This is a genomic window from Salinicoccus sp. Marseille-QA3875 (genome assembly GCF_054950095.1).
The window spans coordinates 2,626,820-2,646,452 of sequence record NZ_CM143103.1; the positions used below are offsets into that span (position 1 = coordinate 2,626,820).

Sequence of the window (19,633 nt, forward strand, 5' to 3'; positions counted from 1 at the left end):
AAAAGAACGCATGTGTTTGAGGGGGGAAATTAAAATGTCGCAAAAAGTTACAAGACGTCAGTTCTTGAACTATTCCTTAATGGGTGTTGGATCATTCATGGCGGCTGGTATGATACTTCCAATGGGAAGAATGGCACTGGATCCGTTGTTCCAGGACGAGTCAGAAGGGTCAATGATAACGACAAGTGTTACAATTGATGAAATCACTGAAGAACCGATGCAGGTCGATTTCACTTTTGAACAGGAAGATGCTTGGTATACAAGCGAAGTTACAGATTTTGCCTGGGTCTATAAAGACGGTGAAGAGGTCATTGCTTTCTCACCGGTGTGTAAACATCTTGGTTGCACAGTTACATGGGCTGCTGATGATAATAATCCAGATAGATTTTTCTGCCCATGTCATAACGGTTTATATGAGAAAAATGGAGATAACGTACCAGGAACTCCTCCAACAGGACCATTGGATCAATTTGAAGTTGGCGAGTCCGATGGTTATCTTACAATAGGCCAAGTATTTCCAAACGAATTAGTATAGGAGGGAAACTAAATGTTCAATAGAATTTATGATTGGATAGATGACCGCATGGATATCACTCCTATTTGGAGAGATGTTGCAGATCATGAGGTGCCGGAGCATGTTAACCCTGCCTATCACTTCTCTGCGTTTGTCTATTGCTTTGGAGGTCTGACATTTTTCATTGTATTAATTCAGATTTTATCAGGTATGTTCTTAACAATGTATTATGTACCCGATATCGTTAATGCTTGGAATTCTGTCTACTATCTTCAACATGATGTAGCAGCTGGTTTGATTGTCAGAGGTATGCACCACTGGGGTGCAAGTTTAGTTGTTGTAATGATGTTCTTACATACTTTAAGAGTATTCTTTACAGGTGCTTATAAAGCTCCGAGAGAGTTGAACTGGGTTGTCGGAGTGCTATTGTTCGCAACAATCCTCGGTCTTGCATTCACAGGATATTTATTACCTTGGGATATGAAAGCATTATTTGCAACTAAAGTAGGACTGGATATTGCAGGCAGTGTACCGTTTATCGGTGATTGGATTCAGACACTGCTAGCTGGTGATGATACAATAATCGGTGCACAGACACTGACAAGATTCTTCGCTATCCATGTATTCTTCCTGCCTGCTGCATTGTTTGTATTGATGGCAATTCACTTCATCATGATACGTAGACAAGGTATCGCAGGTCCACTATAGGAGAAAGGGAGGTAAAAATATATGAAAAGTGGAAAAGGACTGACATTTGTCGGTGATTCCCGAGTACAGAAATATGATAAACCAAAGCTCAATCGCGACTATTCAGAATTTCCCGGGCGCACAGAAGAATTTTACCCGGACTTTCTTCTTAAAGAATGGATTACAGGAGCGGTATTCCTTATAGGATTCTTATGTCTCACAGTTGCACACCCGGCACCGCTTGAACGTGTTGCCGATGCGACTGATACAGGATATATTCCTTTACCGGACTGGTACTTCCTATTTTTATATCAAATACTGAAATACACTTACGCATCCGGGCCATTTAACGTCATTGGTGCCATCGTAATACCAGGTATCGCATTTACTGCATTATTACTCGCACCCTGGCTGGATAATAAGAAAGACCGTCACTGGAAAAGACGCCCAATCGCAAGTGGACTGATGCTTGTGACAGTGGCAATCATTTTCTATACAACATGGGAATCAGTTGCCTACCATGATTGGGAACAACAGGATGCCCAGGGGCAGATCGTGTTCTCAAATCTGGATGCTGAAGACCCGGTTTTCAATGAACTGATACGTACCAACTGTACTAGTTGTCACGGCGGTGAACTCGCAGGCGGTTCAGGCCCTAACTTGATTGAGCCTGAATACGACGCTGCAACTGTGGAAGCATTTGTAAGAAACGGTGTTGGAGATGTAATGCCGGCATTTGAAGATCAGTTGACTGATGATGAAATTGTAGCGATTTCAGAATTCGTTGCAAATCTTGAAGAAGTTTCCGATGATGAAGCACAGAACACACCGGACTCTGGAGAATAAACTTTTAACCCCCCTTATATAAGGGGGGTTTTTCTTAGGTGATCATATGAATAAAGTAATTGAACTGATGTACAATAAGTGGTTTTTAATATTATTACTGATCGGCAATTTCATCGGCACGATATACGGCTATTACTGGTATGGCGGTCAGCTTGCAGACACAGCATGGTACTTTATTCCGTTTGTGCCTGACAGCCCGACAGCGACTCTGTTTTTAAGCATATTGATCGTCCTTATATTAATGAATAAAAAATGGGGACTGATAGACGCGCTCGCATTTACTACATTGATTAAATACGGTGTATGGGCGGTAGTTATGAATCTTCTTACGTTTATGGAGACCGGGTTCATTTCGTGGATCGGCCTGATGCTTGTCGCTTCACACGGGATAATGGCTGTACAGGCTTTTTTATTCCTTCCATATTTGGAAATAAAACCGATACACCTTTATATTACTGCAATATGGCTTTTTCATAATGATGTGATAGATTACGTCTATGGCCAGTATCCGGTTTATGGTCAGCTTGCACAGTATAGTGATCATATCGGATATTTCGCTTTCTGGTTGACAGTGTTGGTCCTGGTTCTGCTTTATCAGCTTGTTCCCAGAAGTAATTCGTTGACGAATGAGTGAAAATTAAAGTAAAATATAAGAAGATATATTATAGGAGGGAATTGATTTAATGGGTATCATCATTTATTTTGTATTATTGATGATTGTTCCAATGCTTGCCCAGATGAACGTTAAATCCACTTTTAACAAGTATTCCAGAGTACGCTCTACAAGTGGTTTGACAGGGAGAGAAGTAGCAGAGGAAATTTTACATGAAAATGGTATTTACGATGTTGCAGTGGAAAGAGGTCAAGGTTTTTTAAGTGACCATTATGACCCGAAAAACAAAGTAATACGTCTTTCACCACACAACTTCGATAAACCCAGTGTAGCAGGCACAGCTGTTGCTGCGCACGAAGTCGGCCATGCGATACAGCATGCAACCGGATACAAGTTTTTAAGTTTCAGATCAGCATTGTTCCCTCTTGCACAGTTAGGCAGTAACTTTTCTTACTTCTTAATCATCGCCGGTATGTTACTGACAATCGGTATGAATACAGAGTTCGGAGGATATCTGTTATGGGCTGGTATTGGTCTGATGGCATTTGCCGTCCTGTTCCAGCTTGTGACGCTGCCGGTTGAGTTTGATGCTTCCAGCCGGGCGATGAAGCAGATAGAGTCGCTGAATATTGTGAATGAAAAAGAGTACAGACATGCTAAAAAAGTTCTGAATGCAGCTGCAATGACTTACGTGGCAGCAACAGCAGTGGCGGTCGCAGAGCTTGTAAGATTCATTTTAATCGCAAGAAGCCAAAGCTAGCCATCATAAACACAGCCGGGTAGATTCCGGCTGTTTTTTTTATTTCTAATATTTCACATAACAAAGCATTTTATCTATAATGGTAATATAATAACTTTTGGGGGACATTATGAAAATCGCCTTGATTGCACACGATAAGAAAAAAGAAGCACTGATAACATTTGTAGAAGCGTTTCTTAATACTTTTAAAAAACATGATTTGTATGCTACAGGAACCACCGGCAAAAGACTGATGGAGGAGACAGGTCTGGAAATTCACCGTTTCAAATCAGGTCCGCTTGGCGGCGATCAGGAAATCGGATCAATGGTTGCAAACAATAATATTGATATCATCATTTTTTTCAGAGATCCACTTACAGCACAACCCCATGAACCAGATGTATCTGCACTGCTGAGACTGTCGGATGTCTATGATGTCCCTCTTGCTACAAATGAAGGGACTGCCAGTGCAGTCATTCATTATCTTAACCACATAGATCGAGAGTGATAATATGAAAATTGGAATTACATGTTACCCGGGTGTCGGGGGCAGTGGTATCATAGCAACAGAACTGGGTATTCAAATGGCGAAAAGAGGGCATGAAGTCCACTTTATCACTTCCAAAGTACCATTCAGGCTGACCATCGACCATCCTAATATATACGTACATCAGACAGATGTGAACAGTTACAGTGTCTTCCAGTATCCGCCCTATGATATTACCATTTCCAGCAAGATTGCTGAAGTGATCAAATATTATGATTTAGACGTCATACATATGCACTACGCTGTACCACATGCCGTCTGCGGGATATTGGCCAAACAGATGGCAGACAGTGATGTTAAGATCATCACGACCCTTCACGGGACAGATATAACAGTACTAGGCCATGACATGACGTTGACAAGCGCCATTAAATTCGGCATCGAATCTTCGGATATCACCACATCAGTTTCAAACAGTCTGAAGGATGATACTTATCATCTGATTAAACCTGATAAGGAAATAACAACTGTCTATAATTTTATTGACGAAACTAAATTCAATATGAATGACAAGGATATTATTTCATCGGAACTTAAAGAACGCTACGGTATTGATGAAAATAAGAAAGTAATCATGCACACATCGAATTTCAGGGCGATCAAAAGAATTGAAGACATTATCAGAGCCTTCAATATTGCGGTTTCCGAAATTGACTCTGTACTTGTGCTTGTCGGGGACGGTCCGGAAATGAACCGTATGAGACAGCTCGTTTCAAATCTTGGATTGGATGATAAGGTCATTTTCGCAGGCCAGCAGTCTGATGTCGTGCGATTTTATAAAATGTCCGATTGTTTCATGCTGTTAAGCGAACAGGAAAGCTTTGGGCTTGCTTTACTTGAGGCGATGAACTGCGGGGTGGTGCCAATCGGTTCCACAGCAGGCGGAATCAGAGAAGTCATCCAGCATGAAGAAACCGGCTATATAACGGAAGTCGGGGACTTCAAAAAAGCTGCACAATATATTGTAGAGTTACTGAGTGACGATGATAAACATAAAGAGATGCAGCAGAAAATGCTGAATGAAATTGAATCCAGGTTTAAAAGTGATAATATAATCAATCAATATGAAGATCTGTACATTTCATTAAAAGAGGACTAATGATGATGGAACTATTCAAAGTCGGGGAAAAGATAATTAAAACATTGAACAATAATGGATTTGAAGCATATTTTGTCGGCGGCTGTGTCAGGGATTACTATATGAACCGGCAGGTGCACGATGTCGATATCACTACTGACGCAAAACCGGATGAAGTTGAAAAGCTTTTTTTGAAAACAATCGATGTCGGTACAGAGCATGGCACTATAATTGTTATGGCTGAAGATATACCTTTTGAAGTGACCGCATACAGGACAGGCGCAGCAGATGATGATCACAGTGTCGCAGCTCATGTTCTTTTCAGCAGCCGGTTGAATGAAGATTTACAGAGAAGAGATTTCACAATGAATGCAATGGCAATGACTAAAGAGATGTCATTATATGATCCTTTTTCTGGAAGAGAGTCAATCAAGAATAAGGAAATTGCTACGGTGGGGGATCCGGACGAAAGATTCGCCGAGGATCCCCTCAGAATCATCAGGGCAATCCGGTTCATGTCGGTTTTAAAATTTTCAATAGAATCATCCTCAGAAAATTCAATGATTCAAAATGCACATACTGTGGAACAAGTTTCTGTCGAACGCATCGTTACAGAACTTAAAAAGACATATTCCGGTAACGGTTTGAAACAGGCTAAAGAAAAGATCGTTCAGACCCGTCTGATGGATCATATCCCATTTTTAAAGTATATCAATCACAAAAATTTTCTGAATACCCATGCCTGTGAGTTTTTGGATGAGCTCATCTTACAATGTATAAAAGATGGTTCATTGGCCGGAAGAATCAAAGTTTTAAAGCTGTCAAATGCGGAAAAGAACCTTCTTAAAAATGCCTTGACCCTGCACGAAGCCATCATCAAAGGTGTTTCTCCGAGAATCATCGCCTATCAGTTTGACGGGGAAGTAATTGACCGGCTCATCAGACTGAATAAGGATAATAATTTAATAAAAGACATATCCGCTTTGAAAGAGGGACTCACTTTACAACCTTCACTTATGATAAGGAGTAAAAAAGATCTCAAGATAAATGGCAGACATCTCATTGAACTGTATGGAATAAAGAGCGGTCCCTGGATAAAGGAATGCCTGAATATAATAGAAATGGAAGTACTCTTTGAAAGAATAAATAATAATCATAACGATATTATCAATTGGGTGAAAAAACATGTTGAAGTTGGACCAGAAAGTATTAAAGTTATTAAATAAAGAGCAATTTTTATCCGGACAAAAAATGGCAGATCATCTTGGCGTCTCGAGGACAGCTGTGTGGAAGTCCATTCAAAATTTAAAGAAAGACGGATACAAAGTGGACTCTGTTACAAATAAAGGCTATATGCTGACCAAATCATCTGATAAGCTGAATGAGACACTGTTGTCCTCGATGATTTCACAATCCGATTTATTCACAGATATCATCTACCGTGAATCCGTCGATTCAACACAAAAAGTTGCATTTCAAAATATCACCGAAAAACATCATCCGTTCATCGTCGTTTCCAATGAACAGACTGAAGGACGCGGCCGGTTCAACAGAGAGTGGCTCTCACCGAAAAGTTCAGGGCTCTATATGTCAGCAGTATTGAAACCGGATATCAGCATAGGTGAAATCATCAAATTCAATCTGTTTATTTCATTAGCCATTGCACATGCCATTGAAAAATCCTTTGATTTGAATGCTGTTATCAAATGGCCGAATGATATTTATATAAACAATAAAAAAGTATGTGGATTTTTGACTGAAGTAATCAGCGAAAACAGTATGATCCAGACTATCATATGCGGTATCGGCATCAACCTTTATGAGACCGACGCAGTAAAAGAAATAGAAAATGCCACTTCAATAGAGAGTGAACTGTTCAAAAATGATAGAATGGATATTGATATGGAATTGTTTTTAAATCATTTGATCAATGAGATTGAGCATTATTATGAATTATTTTTATCCGTTCCATTTTCATCGGTGAAAAATGACTGGATTTCAAAATCTATCATTTTTGGTAAACAGATGAGGATTTCTGAAGTCAACCGTACTTTCATGGGAAAGCCGGTTGATATTACTGATGACGGTTTTTTAATCGTAGCAGATGAAACAGGCGAGATACATAAAATCATAAGTGCTGACATTGAATTTTAAAAATTGGTGATATTTAATGATTAATCAGAAGTTTGCTGTTGTGGATTTAGAAACAACAGGTAATAACAAAAATAAAGACAGCATCATCCAACTTAGTATCGTATTTATAAATAACAGAAAAATCGTTGAACAGTATTCCACCTTTTTGAGTGATAATACCGACCTTTCGGTTTTTATTCAGGAACTGACAAATATCGATGAATCCATGTTAAAGGATGCTCCCGCCTTCAAAAATATCGCGGCGGACCTCTATGAGAAGCTGCATGATCATGTATTCGTTGCACACAATGTCGATTTTGACCTTGCATTCCTGAAAAATCATTTCGGGAAATGTCAATTAGACTATTCACCAGATCTTTCAATTGATACAGTCGAGCTGGCAAAGATATTTCTACCGACTGAAAGCAGTTTTCAATTAGCTGAAATCACTTCGACAATCGGCATCAATTTATCAAATGCACACAGGGCGGATGAGGATGCGTATGCCACCGCAGAGCTGTTTTTATATTTGCTGGATAAGATGGAGCATACAAACAGCGAGACATTGAAGCAGCTGTATCACTTATCCAAGCACTTGAGGTTCAGTCTTGCAGATCTGATATTCAGCCTGTTGTCAGAATCAAATCTGGAAAAACCTGTACAGGGTTTAAAATTGTATAATGATTTTTATATCAGACAGACTCATCCCACTGATTATAAAATACCGGCAGTCACTGTGCGGGAGCTTTATGATAAGTATGTGAGTTACAGAAACATCGAAAGCAGAGAAGACCAGTTTAAACTCGCAAATGAAATATTCAGCCATTTTGAAAATGGCGAACACCTTGCGATTGAAGCTTATACCGGTGTCGGAAAGACAAGTGCACTTTTAATCGCTGCCATCAGCTTTCATTCTTTGTATGATGAACAAATTCTTGTTTCCACTTCAAGAAAAATACTTCAAAATCAGATGGTGAATAACGAGCTGCGTAAGTTGACAGAAGCGATTGATCTGAATATTGACTACGTGAATCTGAAAGGCCGTGAAAATTATCTGGACTTGAATGCTGTCAGTTCTTTGTTGGAAACCGAAGACAACAATCCGGAAGTTGTACTGCTGAAAATGAGACTGCTCACGTGGCTGCTTGAAACTGAGACGGGAGATCTGTCGGAAATCGGTCTCAAAGGGCCTGAAGAGGCTTATTATAAAACCATGCTGATACAGACCGGTAAAACTCATGAAAATTATTATTTTGACCTTGCATTTAAAAAGGCGGCCAATGCACCTGTCGTTTTCACCAATCATTATTTCATACAGGACTGTTTAGAGCTTTTGACCAACTCAAAGTATCTGATCATTGATGAAGCACATCAGCTGAACACGTCTTTGAAACAGAGAACAGTAACCGAATACAATTATCAGAGTATGAAATTTTTTGTAGGCCAGGTCGGTACACCGAGACAGAACCGGCTTCTCAGTTCTTATATTGAAAACAATGATTTCAAGTCTGCATATTTACTGGAAGAATTGATGGAAAAGCTCAACCAGCATGTGGATATGCTTTTTGATGCCATTCAGGCATATAATATTAAAAGTATAGAGACTATCATCAACCGTTCGAAAGAATTCTGTTCTATATTTCTGGGGACCATCCGCGGTACAAATCAATATCAGGCTTTATACAATCATATACACTATTTTCAAATGACATTGAATGATCTGCACAAAGCATTAGAAAATGGAAACTACAGTATAGTGAATGATAAAAATATACAGCGGGTCAAATTCATCGTATCCAATCCGAAATTCAAGCTGCTGCATGACAATCATCATATAAGATCGCTGATCATGATGTCAGGCACTTTGGAAGTGAAGGGATCGTTCAAACATCTGGATCATGTATTCGGCAATACAGAATTCAACACCTCCATCATCAAAGATGAAACACTTTTCAACAACACCAAATTATTCATTCCGGATGACATACCGGCATATGATCAGAATGATGATGAATATTTGTATGCGCTGGTGGATTATCTGTCCATGTATCTGACTGAAACCAACAGCAAACTGCTTGTCATTTTCTCGAACTACGAGCTGCTCAATAAAGTGTATGATCTTACCAAGGAAATCGAACTGTTCAATGATTTCGTCGTACTAAGGCAGAACCGTTCAGCATCCCATGATAAACTGCTTCTGCAGTACAATCAGCTGGAGAACGTGCTGCTGCTCGCAACTGCGAGCTTCAGTGAAGGCATCAATACTGAAGGCACAGATGATAAATGCATCATGCTGTCTAAATTGCCTTTCCCCATTCCAAAGTACGATGACTTCAAATACTTCTACAATGAAGATCTCCCGCAGGCGGTGTTCCAGTTCAGGCAGATGATCGGCCGTGTCAAAAGGAATAAAAAAGATAATGGCCTGGTGCTGCTGCTTGATAATAGAATTTTATCAAAACCTTATAGAAATGCCTTTTTAAAATATTTTCCGGAAGAAAATATAATTAAAGGTTCACGCAATACTTTCAAACAGTACTTGAGTCATTTATAATTATTATATCCAAATAAAATAACATAATTAAAAGGAGCAGAAATATGGAACTCTCTCAACGCGTTCAAAATTTAACACCGAGCCAAACATTGGCCATTACTGCAAAGGCAGCAGAGTTGAAAGCAGGCGGTGTTGACATCATTGGTCTTGGAGCAGGTGAGCCAGACTTTAACACACCTGAGGAAATTATAGAAAAGGCATTTGAAGCTGTTAAAAAGGGTGCTACCAAATACACACCTGCAGCAGGCATTCCAGAGTTGAAAGAAGCGATATCCAAAAAAATGATGCGTGATCATCAGCTTGAGTACGGACTCGATGAAATATTCGTCGCTTCCGGCGCAAAACATGTATTGTATAATGTTTTCCAGGCTTTGATCGACAACGGGGACGAAGTTATCATTCCATCTCCTTACTGGGTGAGTTATACTGAGCAGGTTAAACTTGCTGAAGGTACACCTGTGCTTGTATATACTGATGAATCGACTTCATTCAAGCTGACTCCGGAACTTCTGAAAGAAAATATCACTGATAATACAAAAGTGCTTATGCTGAATTCACCGAATAACCCGACAGGAATGGTGTATTCGAAGAAGGAACTTGAAGCGATTGCCGAAGTCGTTGTCGAAAATGATCTGATCGTTGTTGCCGATGAAATATATGAAGTGCTGGTATACGACGCTGAGCATCACTCAATTGCTTCTGTCAATGAAGATATGAAAGCACGTACGGTTGTCATCAATGGTGTGAGTAAGTCACACGCGATGACAGGATGGAGAATCGGCTATGCATGTGGTGACAAAAATCTGATCAAGGGATTGACAGGACTCGCGAGCCAGTCGACTTCGAATCCGTCAACACCGTCACAATGGGCTGCAGTTGCAGCCTATGAAATGGATCTGTCATTTTTGACTGAATTCAATAAGACTTTTAAGCATAGAAGAGACCATGCTTACAATCTGCTGAAAGAAATCCCTTACACTACTTGTATCAAGCCGGAAGGCGCATTTTATCTTTTCCCTAATTTTAAAGAATGTACGGATAAGATGGGATACGATACTGTAGATGATTTCGTAAAAGATCTCCTTGAGAATGCACATGTTGCTGTTGTGCCCGGGTCCGCTTTCGGCCTGGATGATAATATACGTATCAGCTATTCAACGAGTGAAGAAGTAATGACAGATGCAATTACACGAATAAAAAATTTTGTTACAGAAAGATTAGAAGGAGTTTAAGAATGAAGATTACGATTAAAGAATCACCGAAATATGAAGGTCAGGAAGTGACAATCGGCTGCTGGCTGCTGCAGAAGCGGGGCAGCGGCAAACTTCAGTTTTTACAGCTTAGAGACGGGTCCGGCTTTATGCAGGGCGTCGTAGTTAAAGCGAATGACGAAGATCTGTTTGCAGTCGCAAAAGGACTCAATCAGGAAACTTCAATGTATGTTACAGGAATGATTAAAAGCGATGACCGCTCGTCATTCGGTTATGAAATGGAAGTCAGCAATATTGAAATCATACAGGCTGCTGAAAGTTATCCTATCACACCTAAAGAGCACGGTCCTGAGTTTTTACTTGATAACCGCCACCTTTGGTTACGTTCAAGAAAACAGCATGCTGTGATGAATATCAGAAATCAGATCATTAAAAGTACACATGACTTCTTCTTTGAAAATGGATTTAAGAAGATTGATTCACCAATATTGACGAACAGTTCGCCTGAAGGGACGACGGAACTGTTCCATACGAAATACTTCGATGAAGATGCATTTCTTTCACAGAGCGGCCAGCTTTATGCGGAAGCTGCTGCAATGGCACATGGTAAAGTATTTACTATGGGACCGACTTTCAGAGCTGAGAAATCCAAAACACGCCGTCATCTGATCGAGTTCTGGATGATCGAGCCTGAGATGGCATTTTATGAACATGATGACAGCATGGAAGTACAGGAGCAATATGTTGAATATGTCGTTCAAAATGTACTCGAACACTGTAAATTAGATCTTGAAGCATTGGGTAGAGACACTTCCGTATTAGAGAAAATTAAAGCACCTTTCCCAAGAATTACCTACACCGAAGCAATCGACCTTCTGATTGAAAAAGGTTTTGATGATATCGAGTGGGGCGATGATTTCGGTGCACCGCATGAGACTGAAATTGCGAGTCACTATGAAAAGCCGGTCTTCATCATCAACTATCCAAAAGCAATCAAATCGTTCTATATGGAAGAAAATCCGGAAGACCCTCGTACCGTTCTGTGTGCAGACTTGATAGCACCTGAAGGATACGGAGAAATCATCGGAGGCAGTGAGCGTATTCATGACTACGATACTTTAAAACAGCGCATTGAGGAATCCGGTCTGAATGCCGATGCATATGAATGGTATCTTGACTTGAGAAAATACGGCAGTGTGCCGCACTCAGGATTCGGACTTGGTCTGGAAAGAACCGTCGCATGGTTATCCGGCGTTCAGCACGTACGTGAAACTTCACCGTTTCCGAGACTGTTAAACCGGCTGTATCCTTAATAAAAACATGTAAAATGAGAGCAGTGTGCATCAATCCAATTGTGCACACTGTTCTTTATTAGAAAGAAGGTTCATTTGTGGTTGATAAATATATACGCAATATCACTTTGCCGGTCAATAAAATACTTTTTGACCATTACAGTGAGCTGGAACTGGATGAAAGTGAACTGATCATATTAATTAAACTGATGCAGCATCATAGTGACTCTCAACCACTGCCGGATATTACACGGCTGATTGAAGGAACGACATTGACGACCAAATCCATCAATATGATCATACAGCAGCTGCTCACTAAAGAATTTATAAAAATATATAATGAAACAGACGGGGAGCAGCATTCTGAACTGTTGAGCGTTGAACCTGCGTATAAGAAACTCGAAGAGTTTCTGTCACCTGAAAAGAAGTCCGCTGCCGACTCTTCACAAATTCAGGAACTGTTCTCATTCATAGAAAATTTATACGGCAGAGCGCTGTCTCCGAATGAATTTCAAAGGATGAACAGCTGGCTGGATGATTCCGGATATTCAGTGGATATGATAAAGGAGTCAGTCAATCTTGCCTATAAGAATCAGATCACTTCACTGCAGTATGTTGAACGAATATTAAACAATCTGAATCACACGCCGCTTGAACCGAAAAAAGAGCGGCCGCCGATCAGAAATTGGCTCAAAGGAGAAAGTTTGGATGATTAGTGGTAAAAAGACTGTTGAAATGCTGGATGTCATCGACTCCATGTTCCCGGATGCCGAAGCGGAATTGAATCATGATAATACATTTGAACTGACCATCGCTGTACTGTTGTCGGCACAGGCAACCGATAACCACGTCAACAAAGTGACAAAAAGCCTTTTCAAAAAATATAAAACACCTGAAGATTATATAGCGGTCCCGCTTGAGGAAGTCCAAAATGATATCCGCACAATCGGCCTTTTCAGAAACAAGGCTAAAAACATCCAGAAATTATGCAGGGATCTAATCGATAAATTTGATGGGGAAGTACCTGGTAACTACGAAGATCTCGTCAGCCTCGCCGGTGTCGGCCGTAAAACGGCGAATGTCGTCCTTTCTGTAGCATTTGATGTACCGCGAATCGCTGTGGATACGCATGTTGAGCGTGTGAGCAAGCGACTTGGTATTACCAGATATAAAGATAATGTCACTCAGGTTGAAGAAACATTGATGAAGAAAATACCAAAAGACAGATGGAGCAAAGCACATCATCAGCTGATTTTCTTCGGACGCTACCACTGTCTTGCAAGAACACCTAAATGTGAGACGTGTCCTTTGCTGGATGATTGCAGAGAGGGGCAGAAACGGATGAAAAGAAAACTGAAAGAGCAGAAATGACCGGAACCCACCGTGTCACAAATAAAAGGTCCAAATCCTTATGTACAGGATTTGGACCTTTTATTTGTGTCAGGCAGCGTCATCTTCCGCTTCTTCGGTAGTGCCGCCGTTATTCTCAGATTCAGCCGGTTCCTCCGTCGGGGTCTCTTCTGTTTCTGTCTGTGTATCCTCTGGGCTGTTCTGTGACTCTTCAGCCGCTTCTTCTTCTCCGTCGCCATTTTCAGCAGGCTCGGTTTCCTGAACAGGCTCTTCCGTCGCATTTTCTTCCGATGCATTCGGATCTTCGCCGGTTACGGGTGTTTCTTCTTCTGAGTCATTATAAGATTCTTCCGTGTCGTTGTTGTCGTCACTGTTCCAATACCAGTTCCAGCCGTTGGAGTCATTTGAACCACTGTCCGAGCCGTTATCAGAGCCGCCCTGTGATTCATACTGCTCGATATCTTCGCTGCCCTGGACTGCGAGTTCTCCGTTACTCAGTCTGATTACACTGTCCGGCTGTTCGAAGTCCTGTCCGTTATAAGTGCTGATTGTCTGCATGATGTCTCTGAAAAACCACTGCGGCGTAATATGTTCATCAGTACCGACAAATGATGTTTCTCCGCCATCAGATGTCGTGTTGAACCCAGTCCATACGCTCATTGTATATTCAGGGGTGTAGCCCACAATCCATGCATCTTTTGCTGCATTATCCGGCAGATTCTGTTCTTCGCGTAATTCTCTTGAATATGAAGTCGTACCCGTTTTCGCTGCGATATTCAAACCATCCATTGAAATGTAATCTGCGCTTCCATATGGTTGGAATGTATCTTTCAGCATATCTGTCAGCATATAAGCTGTATAGTCTTCCATCGCCTGATGCGATTCATGTTCAAATTCCACTTCATCCCCATCATTGGTAACAATATGCCTCACTGCGTGTGCCTCATTATATTCACCGTTATTACCGAGCGTTGAATATGCTTCAGCCATCTCGAGCGGTGTGAACGCTGATTGGTTGCCTCCGAGTACATCATTGAAGGACACATCATATTCACCTTCGGCTTTATCGGAGTAATCCAGTCCGACCTTTGATGAAAATTCTTCAGGTGTACTGTCATTCGTTTCATCCTTGACAGTCTCGTATGCTTTCACCGCCGGGATATTGTAACTTCGGCTGAGTGCATTGCGGAGAGTCACCTGACCGTGATCCTGCATATCATAGTTATATATGCTGATCTGGTCGAAACCTTCAGGTGAATATTCGTACTCATCATCGATTGTCTGATCGGTACGCCATTCAAGTTCTTCTATCCCTGGCCCGTAAGCCAGAAATGGCTTCATCGTGGAGCCTGTATTTTTCGGTACAAGTGCCTGGTTATGATCAATCACTTCCTGATAGTCGCGACCGCCGGAAATTGCCACAAGTTCACCTGACTGAGTGTCTAAAATAGTAGAAGCAATATCAAAACCATCATCCTGGAATTTCGGATTATAATAATACTCCCTGTTATCTGTCAGGTCCTGCAGGTTTCTCTGCACATTGGCATCCATATTTGTATAGATTTGAATGCCGCTTGCCATCAATTCGCTGATATCCCTGTCACTGAAACTCTCATGTTGTGAAATTTCATTTTTAACAAAGTTGATGTATGAAGCATATTCCGGATCTTCCGGTTCTGTAGATGCTCTCTCATCATCACTCCGGTCTACAAGGTTCGCATATAAATCCTGATTTTGTGCTTCTTCGTATTGTTCCGGGGTGATGCGCTCATGTTCATTCATCAGTCTGAGCACTATTTGCGCCCTGTCAGAGCCGCGGTTGTCTTCGACATACAGATTGTATCTGTTCGGCAGCTGCGGCAATCCGGCAAGATATGCAGACTCTGACAAGTTCAGCTCATCCAGTTCTTTGTCAAAATAATACAGACTGGCTGTTCTGATGCCGTAAATACCATCTGAATAATAGATTTTATTCAAATACATTTCCAGTATTTCATCTTTGGAATATTCCTGTTCGAGTCTGTATGCAAGATATGCCTCCTGGGCTTTTCTCTCAATCGACTTGTCATCAGTCAAAAATGTCCTTTTAACCACCTGCTGGGTGATCGTACTCGCACCTTCAGAACCAAAACCGTCAAATACGTTGCTGAGTACTGCAGATCCGAGTCTCCAGAAGTCGATTGCCCCATGTTCATAGAAACGGTTGTCCTCAACCGCAAGCACCGCATCGATTACATGGTCCGGCACATCTTCTATATCGATGAGTTCACGTTTTTGTCCCTGATAGACAGTGGTCACAAGTTCATCATTCCGGTCATATATCTGAGCCGGCACCGGGTCTCTCAATTTTTCATCACTGAACGCAGGAGCTCTTGAAGCGTAGTAGGCAAAGAGCATCGATCCGAGCACTAAAAAGACAAGACCGATCAGAACCGTAAATATGACGACTCTTTTAATTATTGATTTTTTACTCAGCTTCTCTTTACTGCCACGCTTTTCCCGGCGTCCTTTGGACCCAGTACTTCGTTTATAGTTATCTTTCATTAAAATTCTCCATTCCGAAAATAAATTTCATCCACAGCTGCCAAATAATCAATGCGGGGATTCATACTTTGTCTGAGTATGTAGCCGCCTGATTTGATATCGTCGTAGGCAATTGATTTGCGCTGTCCATTCAAGTAATTTTCCCAATGTGTTAAAAATGTCCCGAAAGGTACCAAGTAAGTCTCATCAAAGCTGGAAAAGCGTATAATGAGAAATACGATGCCCCCGTGTTCATAACACTGTTTCATGTGAGTCACCTGATGTTCATGGATATTGATAAAAGGGAAGCGCGTCTTGTTTTTCGTTTCTTTTGCTTCAAAGTCTATATATCGTGCTTTATAAATTCCGTTATAATCACTTGTCGAGGGTGTTTTGAAATACGCTTCATCAATCTTCGCCTTATTTCTCGACGGGTAGTCCACATGAACGACTTGTACCGGTGTCGGTTTCTTATGGATGACCGCACGTGAAACCTGCAAATAATAATTGTTGGTTATATCCAAATCCTTTTCAAGGGTCATGCCACGCTGACCGTATTTTACTTTGCTGTCAGTTTTTGATTTACGGCTGTTAAAGTATTGTCCCGGCTTAATACCTTTTGGATACTTCATGTACATCGCCTTTCATTATAATATATGTCATAATATTATACATTAATTAACACAGATTAAACCAATGAAATATTATAAGGAGTGTGACATTTTTGTCAAGTAATCATACTAGCAGTGAGTATGTTCAATTAATGGACACGATTTATGAAAGATATCATAAAGCCCTGGACGGGTACGAATTCGATTTTGAGTCCGAAATCATACCATTTTTGAAAGCGAATAAAGATCTCGCTTCAAATATACTGAATTTCGATACAGATTCAAGGTTCCACAATAGCACAAGGGAAAAGACTTCCGGTGAATTGATGGAGCTTTTGATGGCGTGCCATACTTCCAGGTTCCGGGAGAGACATTTTTACGAAAAATATAAATTCATAAATCTCTGGCTGAGACATGCTGAAGAAGAGGGATTGATGTGAGGATTCTGATCAGCGGCTACAGGCCGTACGAACTCGGTATATTCAAGTCCGACCAGGATGAGGTGAAGGCGCTGAAAACGTTCATCCGTTCAAAGCTGCTTGAGTATATAGATGAAGGGGCAGAGTGGTTCATCATCCAGGGTAACACGGGTATAGAACTTTACGCTGCCGAAGAGATTCTTGAGCTGAAAAAAGATAATTACGATGTTAAGCTTGGGGTATTGATGCCGTTCCATCAATATGACGAGCGATTCAATGAAAGTGACCAGGCTGTCCTGCAGTCGGTTTTGTCGAATGCCGACTTCAAGGATTATATTTACAAGAAACCGTACAGTAATCCCGGCATGTTTAAACACATCAACCGTTTCCTGATTTCCAATACAGATGGTGCAATAATCGTATATGATGAGGAGGCCGATTCAAAAGTACGTTTTCTTTACAACCAAATACTTGAATTCCTCGGAGAAAATCCTTATAATATTGAAAGAATACAATTTGATGAGATAAACAGCTATATTGATTCCAGGTTTGATAATTAAGAGGTGAGGCAATGAGTGAAACGACTTTAAAATTGTCCGCAAAAGACATTTTTGAAAAAGAGTTCGAGAAATCGGTCAGGGGTTTTAAACCCATCGAAGTGGACAGCTTCCTTGATGATGTCATCAGTGACTATCAAAAGATGTCAGACATGAATAATAACGTGAAACGTCTGGAAGAAGAAAATGCTCGCTTAAAAAAAGAAGTCGAGGATTTAAGAATACGGGTCGCAACAAATTCCCGTTCCCAGGAAAACCAAAGTCAAAATCATCAAATTGATATTTTGAAACGATTGTCAAGCTTAGAAAAGAAAGTCTTTGGCCAATCAAAAGTAAATTAAATTAATTCGGTATCTCGGATAATCGCTATATCTTTCAAGATATAGAGGAAAGTCCATGCTCACACGCACCTGAGACGGGCGTAGTGTTCGTGCCTGATGAAACAATAAGTCAGGGCAGTTCGTGAATAACGGCTGACGGCAGTGAAAGGACCTAAGTATCATTATACGGTCGGATTAGCTATAAAGTGCCACAGAGACGAGCTTATCATGAAAGTGATAAGGTGGAACGCGGTAAACCCCTCGAGTGAGCAATCCAAACAAGGTAGGAGCACTCTCTGCCGGGAATTCAACCCAATGAGAGATATTACAAATGTAATATAGACAGATGATTATCACCAATGTGCGAGTGTGACTAGTACACGTCTGTAGCACAGCGGGACAGAACATGGCTTACAGAGATACCGGACTAGAGACAAGCTCTCCATTTTGATGGAGAGCTTTTATTTTATATAATAAAATTAAAGCAATATAAATCAGTTAGTCGGAGGATAAATTATGAATTTTAAACTGCTCGCAAACACACCCATGGGCCTGGAAAAAGTCGTAGCGAATGAAATTGAAACACTGGGGTATGAAACAACTCTTGAGAATGGCCGTGTATATTTTGAAGGAGATGAAACGGCAATTGTCAAAGCGAACCTGATGATGCGCACTGCAGACCGTTTCAGAATCATCATCGGGGATTTCAATGTGGATACATTTGATGATCTGTTTGAAATGACGAAAGCCCTCCCATGGTCGGACATACTCGGCCCGGATGCAGAATTCCCGGTTACCGGCCGTTCGCATAAATCGACTTTATACAGTGTGCCTGACGTCCAGCGCATCGTTAAAAAAGCAATCGTCGAACATCTTAAAGATGCATTCAGCCTGAGCGGCAAACTGAGTGAAGCCGGAGCGCGCTATAAAGTCGATGTCAACATATTGAAAGACAGAGCCGTCCTCACGATTGATACAAGCGGCGATGCACTTCATAAAAGAGGATACAGAAGAGAGCAGGGCGAAGCACCGATCAAGGAGACGCTTGCCGCCAGCATGCTGAGACTGGCAAACTATGACGGCACGAAGCCACTGTATGATCCATTCGCCGGTTCCGGTACGATTGCAATTGAAGCGGCATTGATCGCTTTGAATATCGCTCCGGGCGCAAACCGCACTTTTGACAGTGAAAGCTGGGATATCATTCCTGAAGAACTGTGGGAAGAAATGCGGATGAAGCTTGAGGAAGAGGCACTGTACGATAAAGATGTCGTCATCCATGCCTCCGACATCGATCCGCATATGATAGAAGTCGCTAAAACAAACATTATGGAAATAGGCTTACAGGATAATATCAGGCTAGCGATTACTGACGTACACGACTTATCAATTGACCATGATAATGTACAGCTCGTTACAAACCCGCCTTACGGCGAACGTATCGGCGAGGCAAAAGAAGTTGAGGAAATGTACCGCAGAGTCGGTGAGTTGATGTCCAAGCATCAGGATATGAGTGTGTATTTAATGACATCCAACAAAGAATTTGAACATATTGTTGGAAAAAAAGCGACAAAGCGCAGAAAATTGTTCAACGGTTATATAGAAACGACTTTTTATCAATATTGGGGGAAGCGGTAAA

20 protein-coding genes and 1 other RNA gene are annotated in these 19,633 nt (G+C 41.1%); 19 read left to right on the forward strand and 2 right to left on the reverse strand.

Features of this window, described 5'->3' with window-relative positions:
* Positions 1-34 precede the first annotated feature (34 nt).
* The 14 genes from ACY8DT_RS13390 to nth all read left to right on the forward strand — a co-directional run bounded on the left by ACY8DT_RS13390 (position 35) and on the right by nth (position 13,585).
* Positions 35-535, forward strand: coding sequence for a Rieske (2Fe-2S) protein (locus tag ACY8DT_RS13390; protein ID WP_462420806.1), 501 nt, complete (start codon positions 35-37; stop codon positions 533-535).
* Between the two features lie 12 nt (positions 536-547).
* On the forward strand, positions 548-1,222 hold the full coding sequence (gene qcrB / locus ACY8DT_RS13395) for a menaquinol-cytochrome c reductase cytochrome b subunit (RefSeq protein WP_052256318.1): 675 nt from the start codon (positions 548-550) through the stop codon (positions 1,220-1,222).
* 21 nt (positions 1,223-1,243) lie between these two features.
* Positions 1,244-2,047, forward strand: a complete 804-nt coding sequence (locus ACY8DT_RS13400) for a c-type cytochrome (RefSeq protein WP_462420807.1) — start codon at positions 1,244-1,246, stop codon at positions 2,045-2,047.
* Between the two features lie 46 nt (positions 2,048-2,093).
* On the forward strand, positions 2,094-2,681 hold the full coding sequence (locus ACY8DT_RS13405; RefSeq protein WP_462420808.1) for a DUF1405 domain-containing protein: 588 nt from the start codon (positions 2,094-2,096) through the stop codon (positions 2,679-2,681).
* 40 nt (positions 2,682-2,721) lie between these two features.
* Complete coding sequence (locus ACY8DT_RS13410; protein ID WP_462422281.1) at positions 2,722-3,420, forward strand: zinc metallopeptidase; 699 nt, start codon at positions 2,722-2,724, stop codon at positions 3,418-3,420.
* Between the two features lie 109 nt (positions 3,421-3,529).
* A complete protein-coding gene (gene mgsA / locus ACY8DT_RS13415) occupies positions 3,530-3,907 on the forward strand; it encodes a methylglyoxal synthase (RefSeq protein WP_462420809.1) in 378 nt (125 codons plus the stop codon).
* A 4-nt stretch (positions 3,908-3,911) separates the two neighbouring features.
* Positions 3,912-5,045 (forward strand): N-acetyl-alpha-D-glucosaminyl L-malate synthase BshA, encoded by a 1,134-nt coding sequence (gene bshA / locus ACY8DT_RS13420; RefSeq protein ID WP_462420810.1) that lies wholly within the window; start codon positions 3,912-3,914, stop codon positions 5,043-5,045.
* Between the two features lie 2 nt (positions 5,046-5,047).
* Positions 5,048-6,250 (forward strand): CCA tRNA nucleotidyltransferase, encoded by a 1,203-nt coding sequence (locus ACY8DT_RS13425; RefSeq protein WP_462420811.1) that lies wholly within the window; start codon positions 5,048-5,050, stop codon positions 6,248-6,250.
* Complete coding sequence (locus tag ACY8DT_RS13430; RefSeq protein ID WP_462420812.1) at positions 6,210-7,178, forward strand: biotin--[acetyl-CoA-carboxylase] ligase; 969 nt, start codon at positions 6,210-6,212, stop codon at positions 7,176-7,178. The genes ACY8DT_RS13425 and ACY8DT_RS13430 overlap by 41 nt, the downstream gene beginning before the upstream one ends.
* Before the next feature lie 16 nt (positions 7,179-7,194).
* Positions 7,195-9,711: an ATP-dependent DNA helicase DinG, 3'-5' exoribonuclease type gene (gene dinG / locus ACY8DT_RS13435; protein WP_462420813.1), complete on the forward strand. Its 2,517-nt coding sequence runs from the start codon at positions 7,195-7,197 to the stop codon at positions 9,709-9,711.
* Between the two features lie 44 nt (positions 9,712-9,755).
* On the forward strand, positions 9,756-10,943 hold the full coding sequence (locus tag ACY8DT_RS13440; RefSeq protein ID WP_462420814.1) for a pyridoxal phosphate-dependent aminotransferase: 1,188 nt from the start codon (positions 9,756-9,758) through the stop codon (positions 10,941-10,943).
* 2 nt (positions 10,944-10,945) lie between these two features.
* Positions 10,946-12,235, forward strand: coding sequence for an asparagine--tRNA ligase (gene asnS, locus ACY8DT_RS13445; RefSeq protein ID WP_462420815.1), 1,290 nt, complete (start codon positions 10,946-10,948; stop codon positions 12,233-12,235).
* Positions 12,236-12,312: 77 nt separating this feature from the next.
* Positions 12,313-12,930, forward strand: coding sequence for a DnaD domain-containing protein (locus ACY8DT_RS13450; protein WP_462420816.1), 618 nt, complete (start codon positions 12,313-12,315; stop codon positions 12,928-12,930).
* Positions 12,923-13,585, forward strand: a complete 663-nt coding sequence (gene nth, locus ACY8DT_RS13455; RefSeq protein WP_462420817.1) for an endonuclease III — start codon at positions 12,923-12,925, stop codon at positions 13,583-13,585. Before ACY8DT_RS13450 ends, nth begins: the two co-directional genes overlap by 8 nt.
* A gap of 69 nt (positions 13,586-13,654) precedes the next feature.
* On the opposite strand, the gene ACY8DT_RS13460 is transcribed toward nth, so the two are convergent.
* Together ACY8DT_RS13460 and recU are read right to left on the reverse strand one after the other, a co-directional pair.
* The gene (locus tag ACY8DT_RS13460; protein WP_462420818.1) at positions 13,655-16,108 is read right to left on the reverse strand and encodes a transglycosylase domain-containing protein; all 2,454 of its coding nucleotides are present in this window, start codon (positions 16,106-16,108) and stop codon (positions 13,655-13,657) included.
* The gene (gene recU, locus ACY8DT_RS13465) at positions 16,108-16,719 is read right to left on the reverse strand and encodes a Holliday junction resolvase RecU (protein ID WP_462420819.1); all 612 of its coding nucleotides are present in this window, start codon (positions 16,717-16,719) and stop codon (positions 16,108-16,110) included. The genes ACY8DT_RS13460 and recU overlap by 1 nt, the downstream gene beginning before the upstream one ends.
* A gap of 92 nt (positions 16,720-16,811) precedes the next feature.
* On the opposite strand from recU, the gene ACY8DT_RS13470 reads away from it, so the two are divergent.
* The 5 genes from ACY8DT_RS13470 (at position 16,812) to ACY8DT_RS13490 (ending at position 19,632) form a co-directional block, all read left to right on the forward strand.
* Positions 16,812-17,138 carry a hypothetical protein gene (locus tag ACY8DT_RS13470; RefSeq protein WP_462420820.1) on the forward strand — a complete coding sequence of 109 codons (327 nt, stop codon included), beginning with the start codon at positions 16,812-16,814 and terminating at the stop codon, positions 17,136-17,138.
* Positions 17,135-17,677 (forward strand): SLOG family protein, encoded by a 543-nt coding sequence (locus ACY8DT_RS13475; RefSeq protein WP_462420821.1) that lies wholly within the window; start codon positions 17,135-17,137, stop codon positions 17,675-17,677. Before ACY8DT_RS13470 ends, ACY8DT_RS13475 begins: the two co-directional genes overlap by 4 nt.
* A gap of 11 nt (positions 17,678-17,688) precedes the next feature.
* Positions 17,689-18,015 carry a cell division regulator GpsB gene (gene gpsB, locus ACY8DT_RS13480; protein WP_462420822.1) on the forward strand — a complete coding sequence of 109 codons (327 nt, stop codon included), beginning with the start codon at positions 17,689-17,691 and terminating at the stop codon, positions 18,013-18,015.
* A 10-nt stretch (positions 18,016-18,025) separates the two neighbouring features.
* Positions 18,026-18,413, forward strand: an RNA gene (gene rnpB / locus ACY8DT_RS13485) — RNase P RNA component class B.
* Between the two features lie 97 nt (positions 18,414-18,510).
* On the forward strand, positions 18,511-19,632 hold the full coding sequence (locus tag ACY8DT_RS13490) for a THUMP domain-containing class I SAM-dependent RNA methyltransferase (protein WP_462420823.1): 1,122 nt from the start codon (positions 18,511-18,513) through the stop codon (positions 19,630-19,632).
* Position 19,633 lies beyond the last annotated feature (1 nt).

What these genes read in the sequence shown, in the direction of transcription:
- mgsA (WP_462420809.1), top strand. Translation starts at nt 3,530, where the DNA reads ATGAAAATCGCCTTGATTGCACACGATAAGAAAAAAGAAGCACTGATA.
- recU (WP_462420819.1), bottom strand. Translation starts at nt 16,719, where the DNA reads ATGAAGTATCCAAAAGGTATTAAGCCGGGACAATACTTTAACAGCCGT.
- ACY8DT_RS13405 (WP_462420808.1), top strand. Translation starts at nt 2,094, where the DNA reads ATGAATAAAGTAATTGAACTGATGTACAATAAGTGGTTTTTAATATTA.
- ACY8DT_RS13425 (WP_462420811.1), top strand. Translation starts at nt 5,048, where the DNA reads ATGATGGAACTATTCAAAGTCGGGGAAAAGATAATTAAAACATTGAAC.
- dinG (WP_462420813.1), top strand. Translation starts at nt 7,195, where the DNA reads ATGATTAATCAGAAGTTTGCTGTTGTGGATTTAGAAACAACAGGTAAT.
- ACY8DT_RS13460 (WP_462420818.1), bottom strand. Translation starts at nt 16,108, where the DNA reads ATGAAAGATAACTATAAACGAAGTACTGGGTCCAAAGGACGCCGGGAA.
- bshA (WP_462420810.1), top strand. Translation starts at nt 3,912, where the DNA reads ATGAAAATTGGAATTACATGTTACCCGGGTGTCGGGGGCAGTGGTATC.
- ACY8DT_RS13400 (WP_462420807.1), top strand. Translation starts at nt 1,244, where the DNA reads ATGAAAAGTGGAAAAGGACTGACATTTGTCGGTGATTCCCGAGTACAG.
- ACY8DT_RS13430 (WP_462420812.1), top strand. Translation starts at nt 6,210, where the DNA reads ATGTTGAAGTTGGACCAGAAAGTATTAAAGTTATTAAATAAAGAGCAA.
- gpsB (WP_462420822.1), top strand. Translation starts at nt 17,689, where the DNA reads ATGAGTGAAACGACTTTAAAATTGTCCGCAAAAGACATTTTTGAAAAA.
- ACY8DT_RS13440 (WP_462420814.1), top strand. Translation starts at nt 9,756, where the DNA reads ATGGAACTCTCTCAACGCGTTCAAAATTTAACACCGAGCCAAACATTG.
- asnS (WP_462420815.1), top strand. Translation starts at nt 10,946, where the DNA reads ATGAAGATTACGATTAAAGAATCACCGAAATATGAAGGTCAGGAAGTG.
- qcrB (WP_052256318.1), top strand. Translation starts at nt 548, where the DNA reads ATGTTCAATAGAATTTATGATTGGATAGATGACCGCATGGATATCACT.
- ACY8DT_RS13390 (WP_462420806.1), top strand. Translation starts at nt 35, where the DNA reads ATGTCGCAAAAAGTTACAAGACGTCAGTTCTTGAACTATTCCTTAATG.
- nth (WP_462420817.1), top strand. Translation starts at nt 12,923, where the DNA reads ATGATTAGTGGTAAAAAGACTGTTGAAATGCTGGATGTCATCGACTCC.
- ACY8DT_RS13490 (WP_462420823.1), top strand. Translation starts at nt 18,511, where the DNA reads ATGAATTTTAAACTGCTCGCAAACACACCCATGGGCCTGGAAAAAGTC.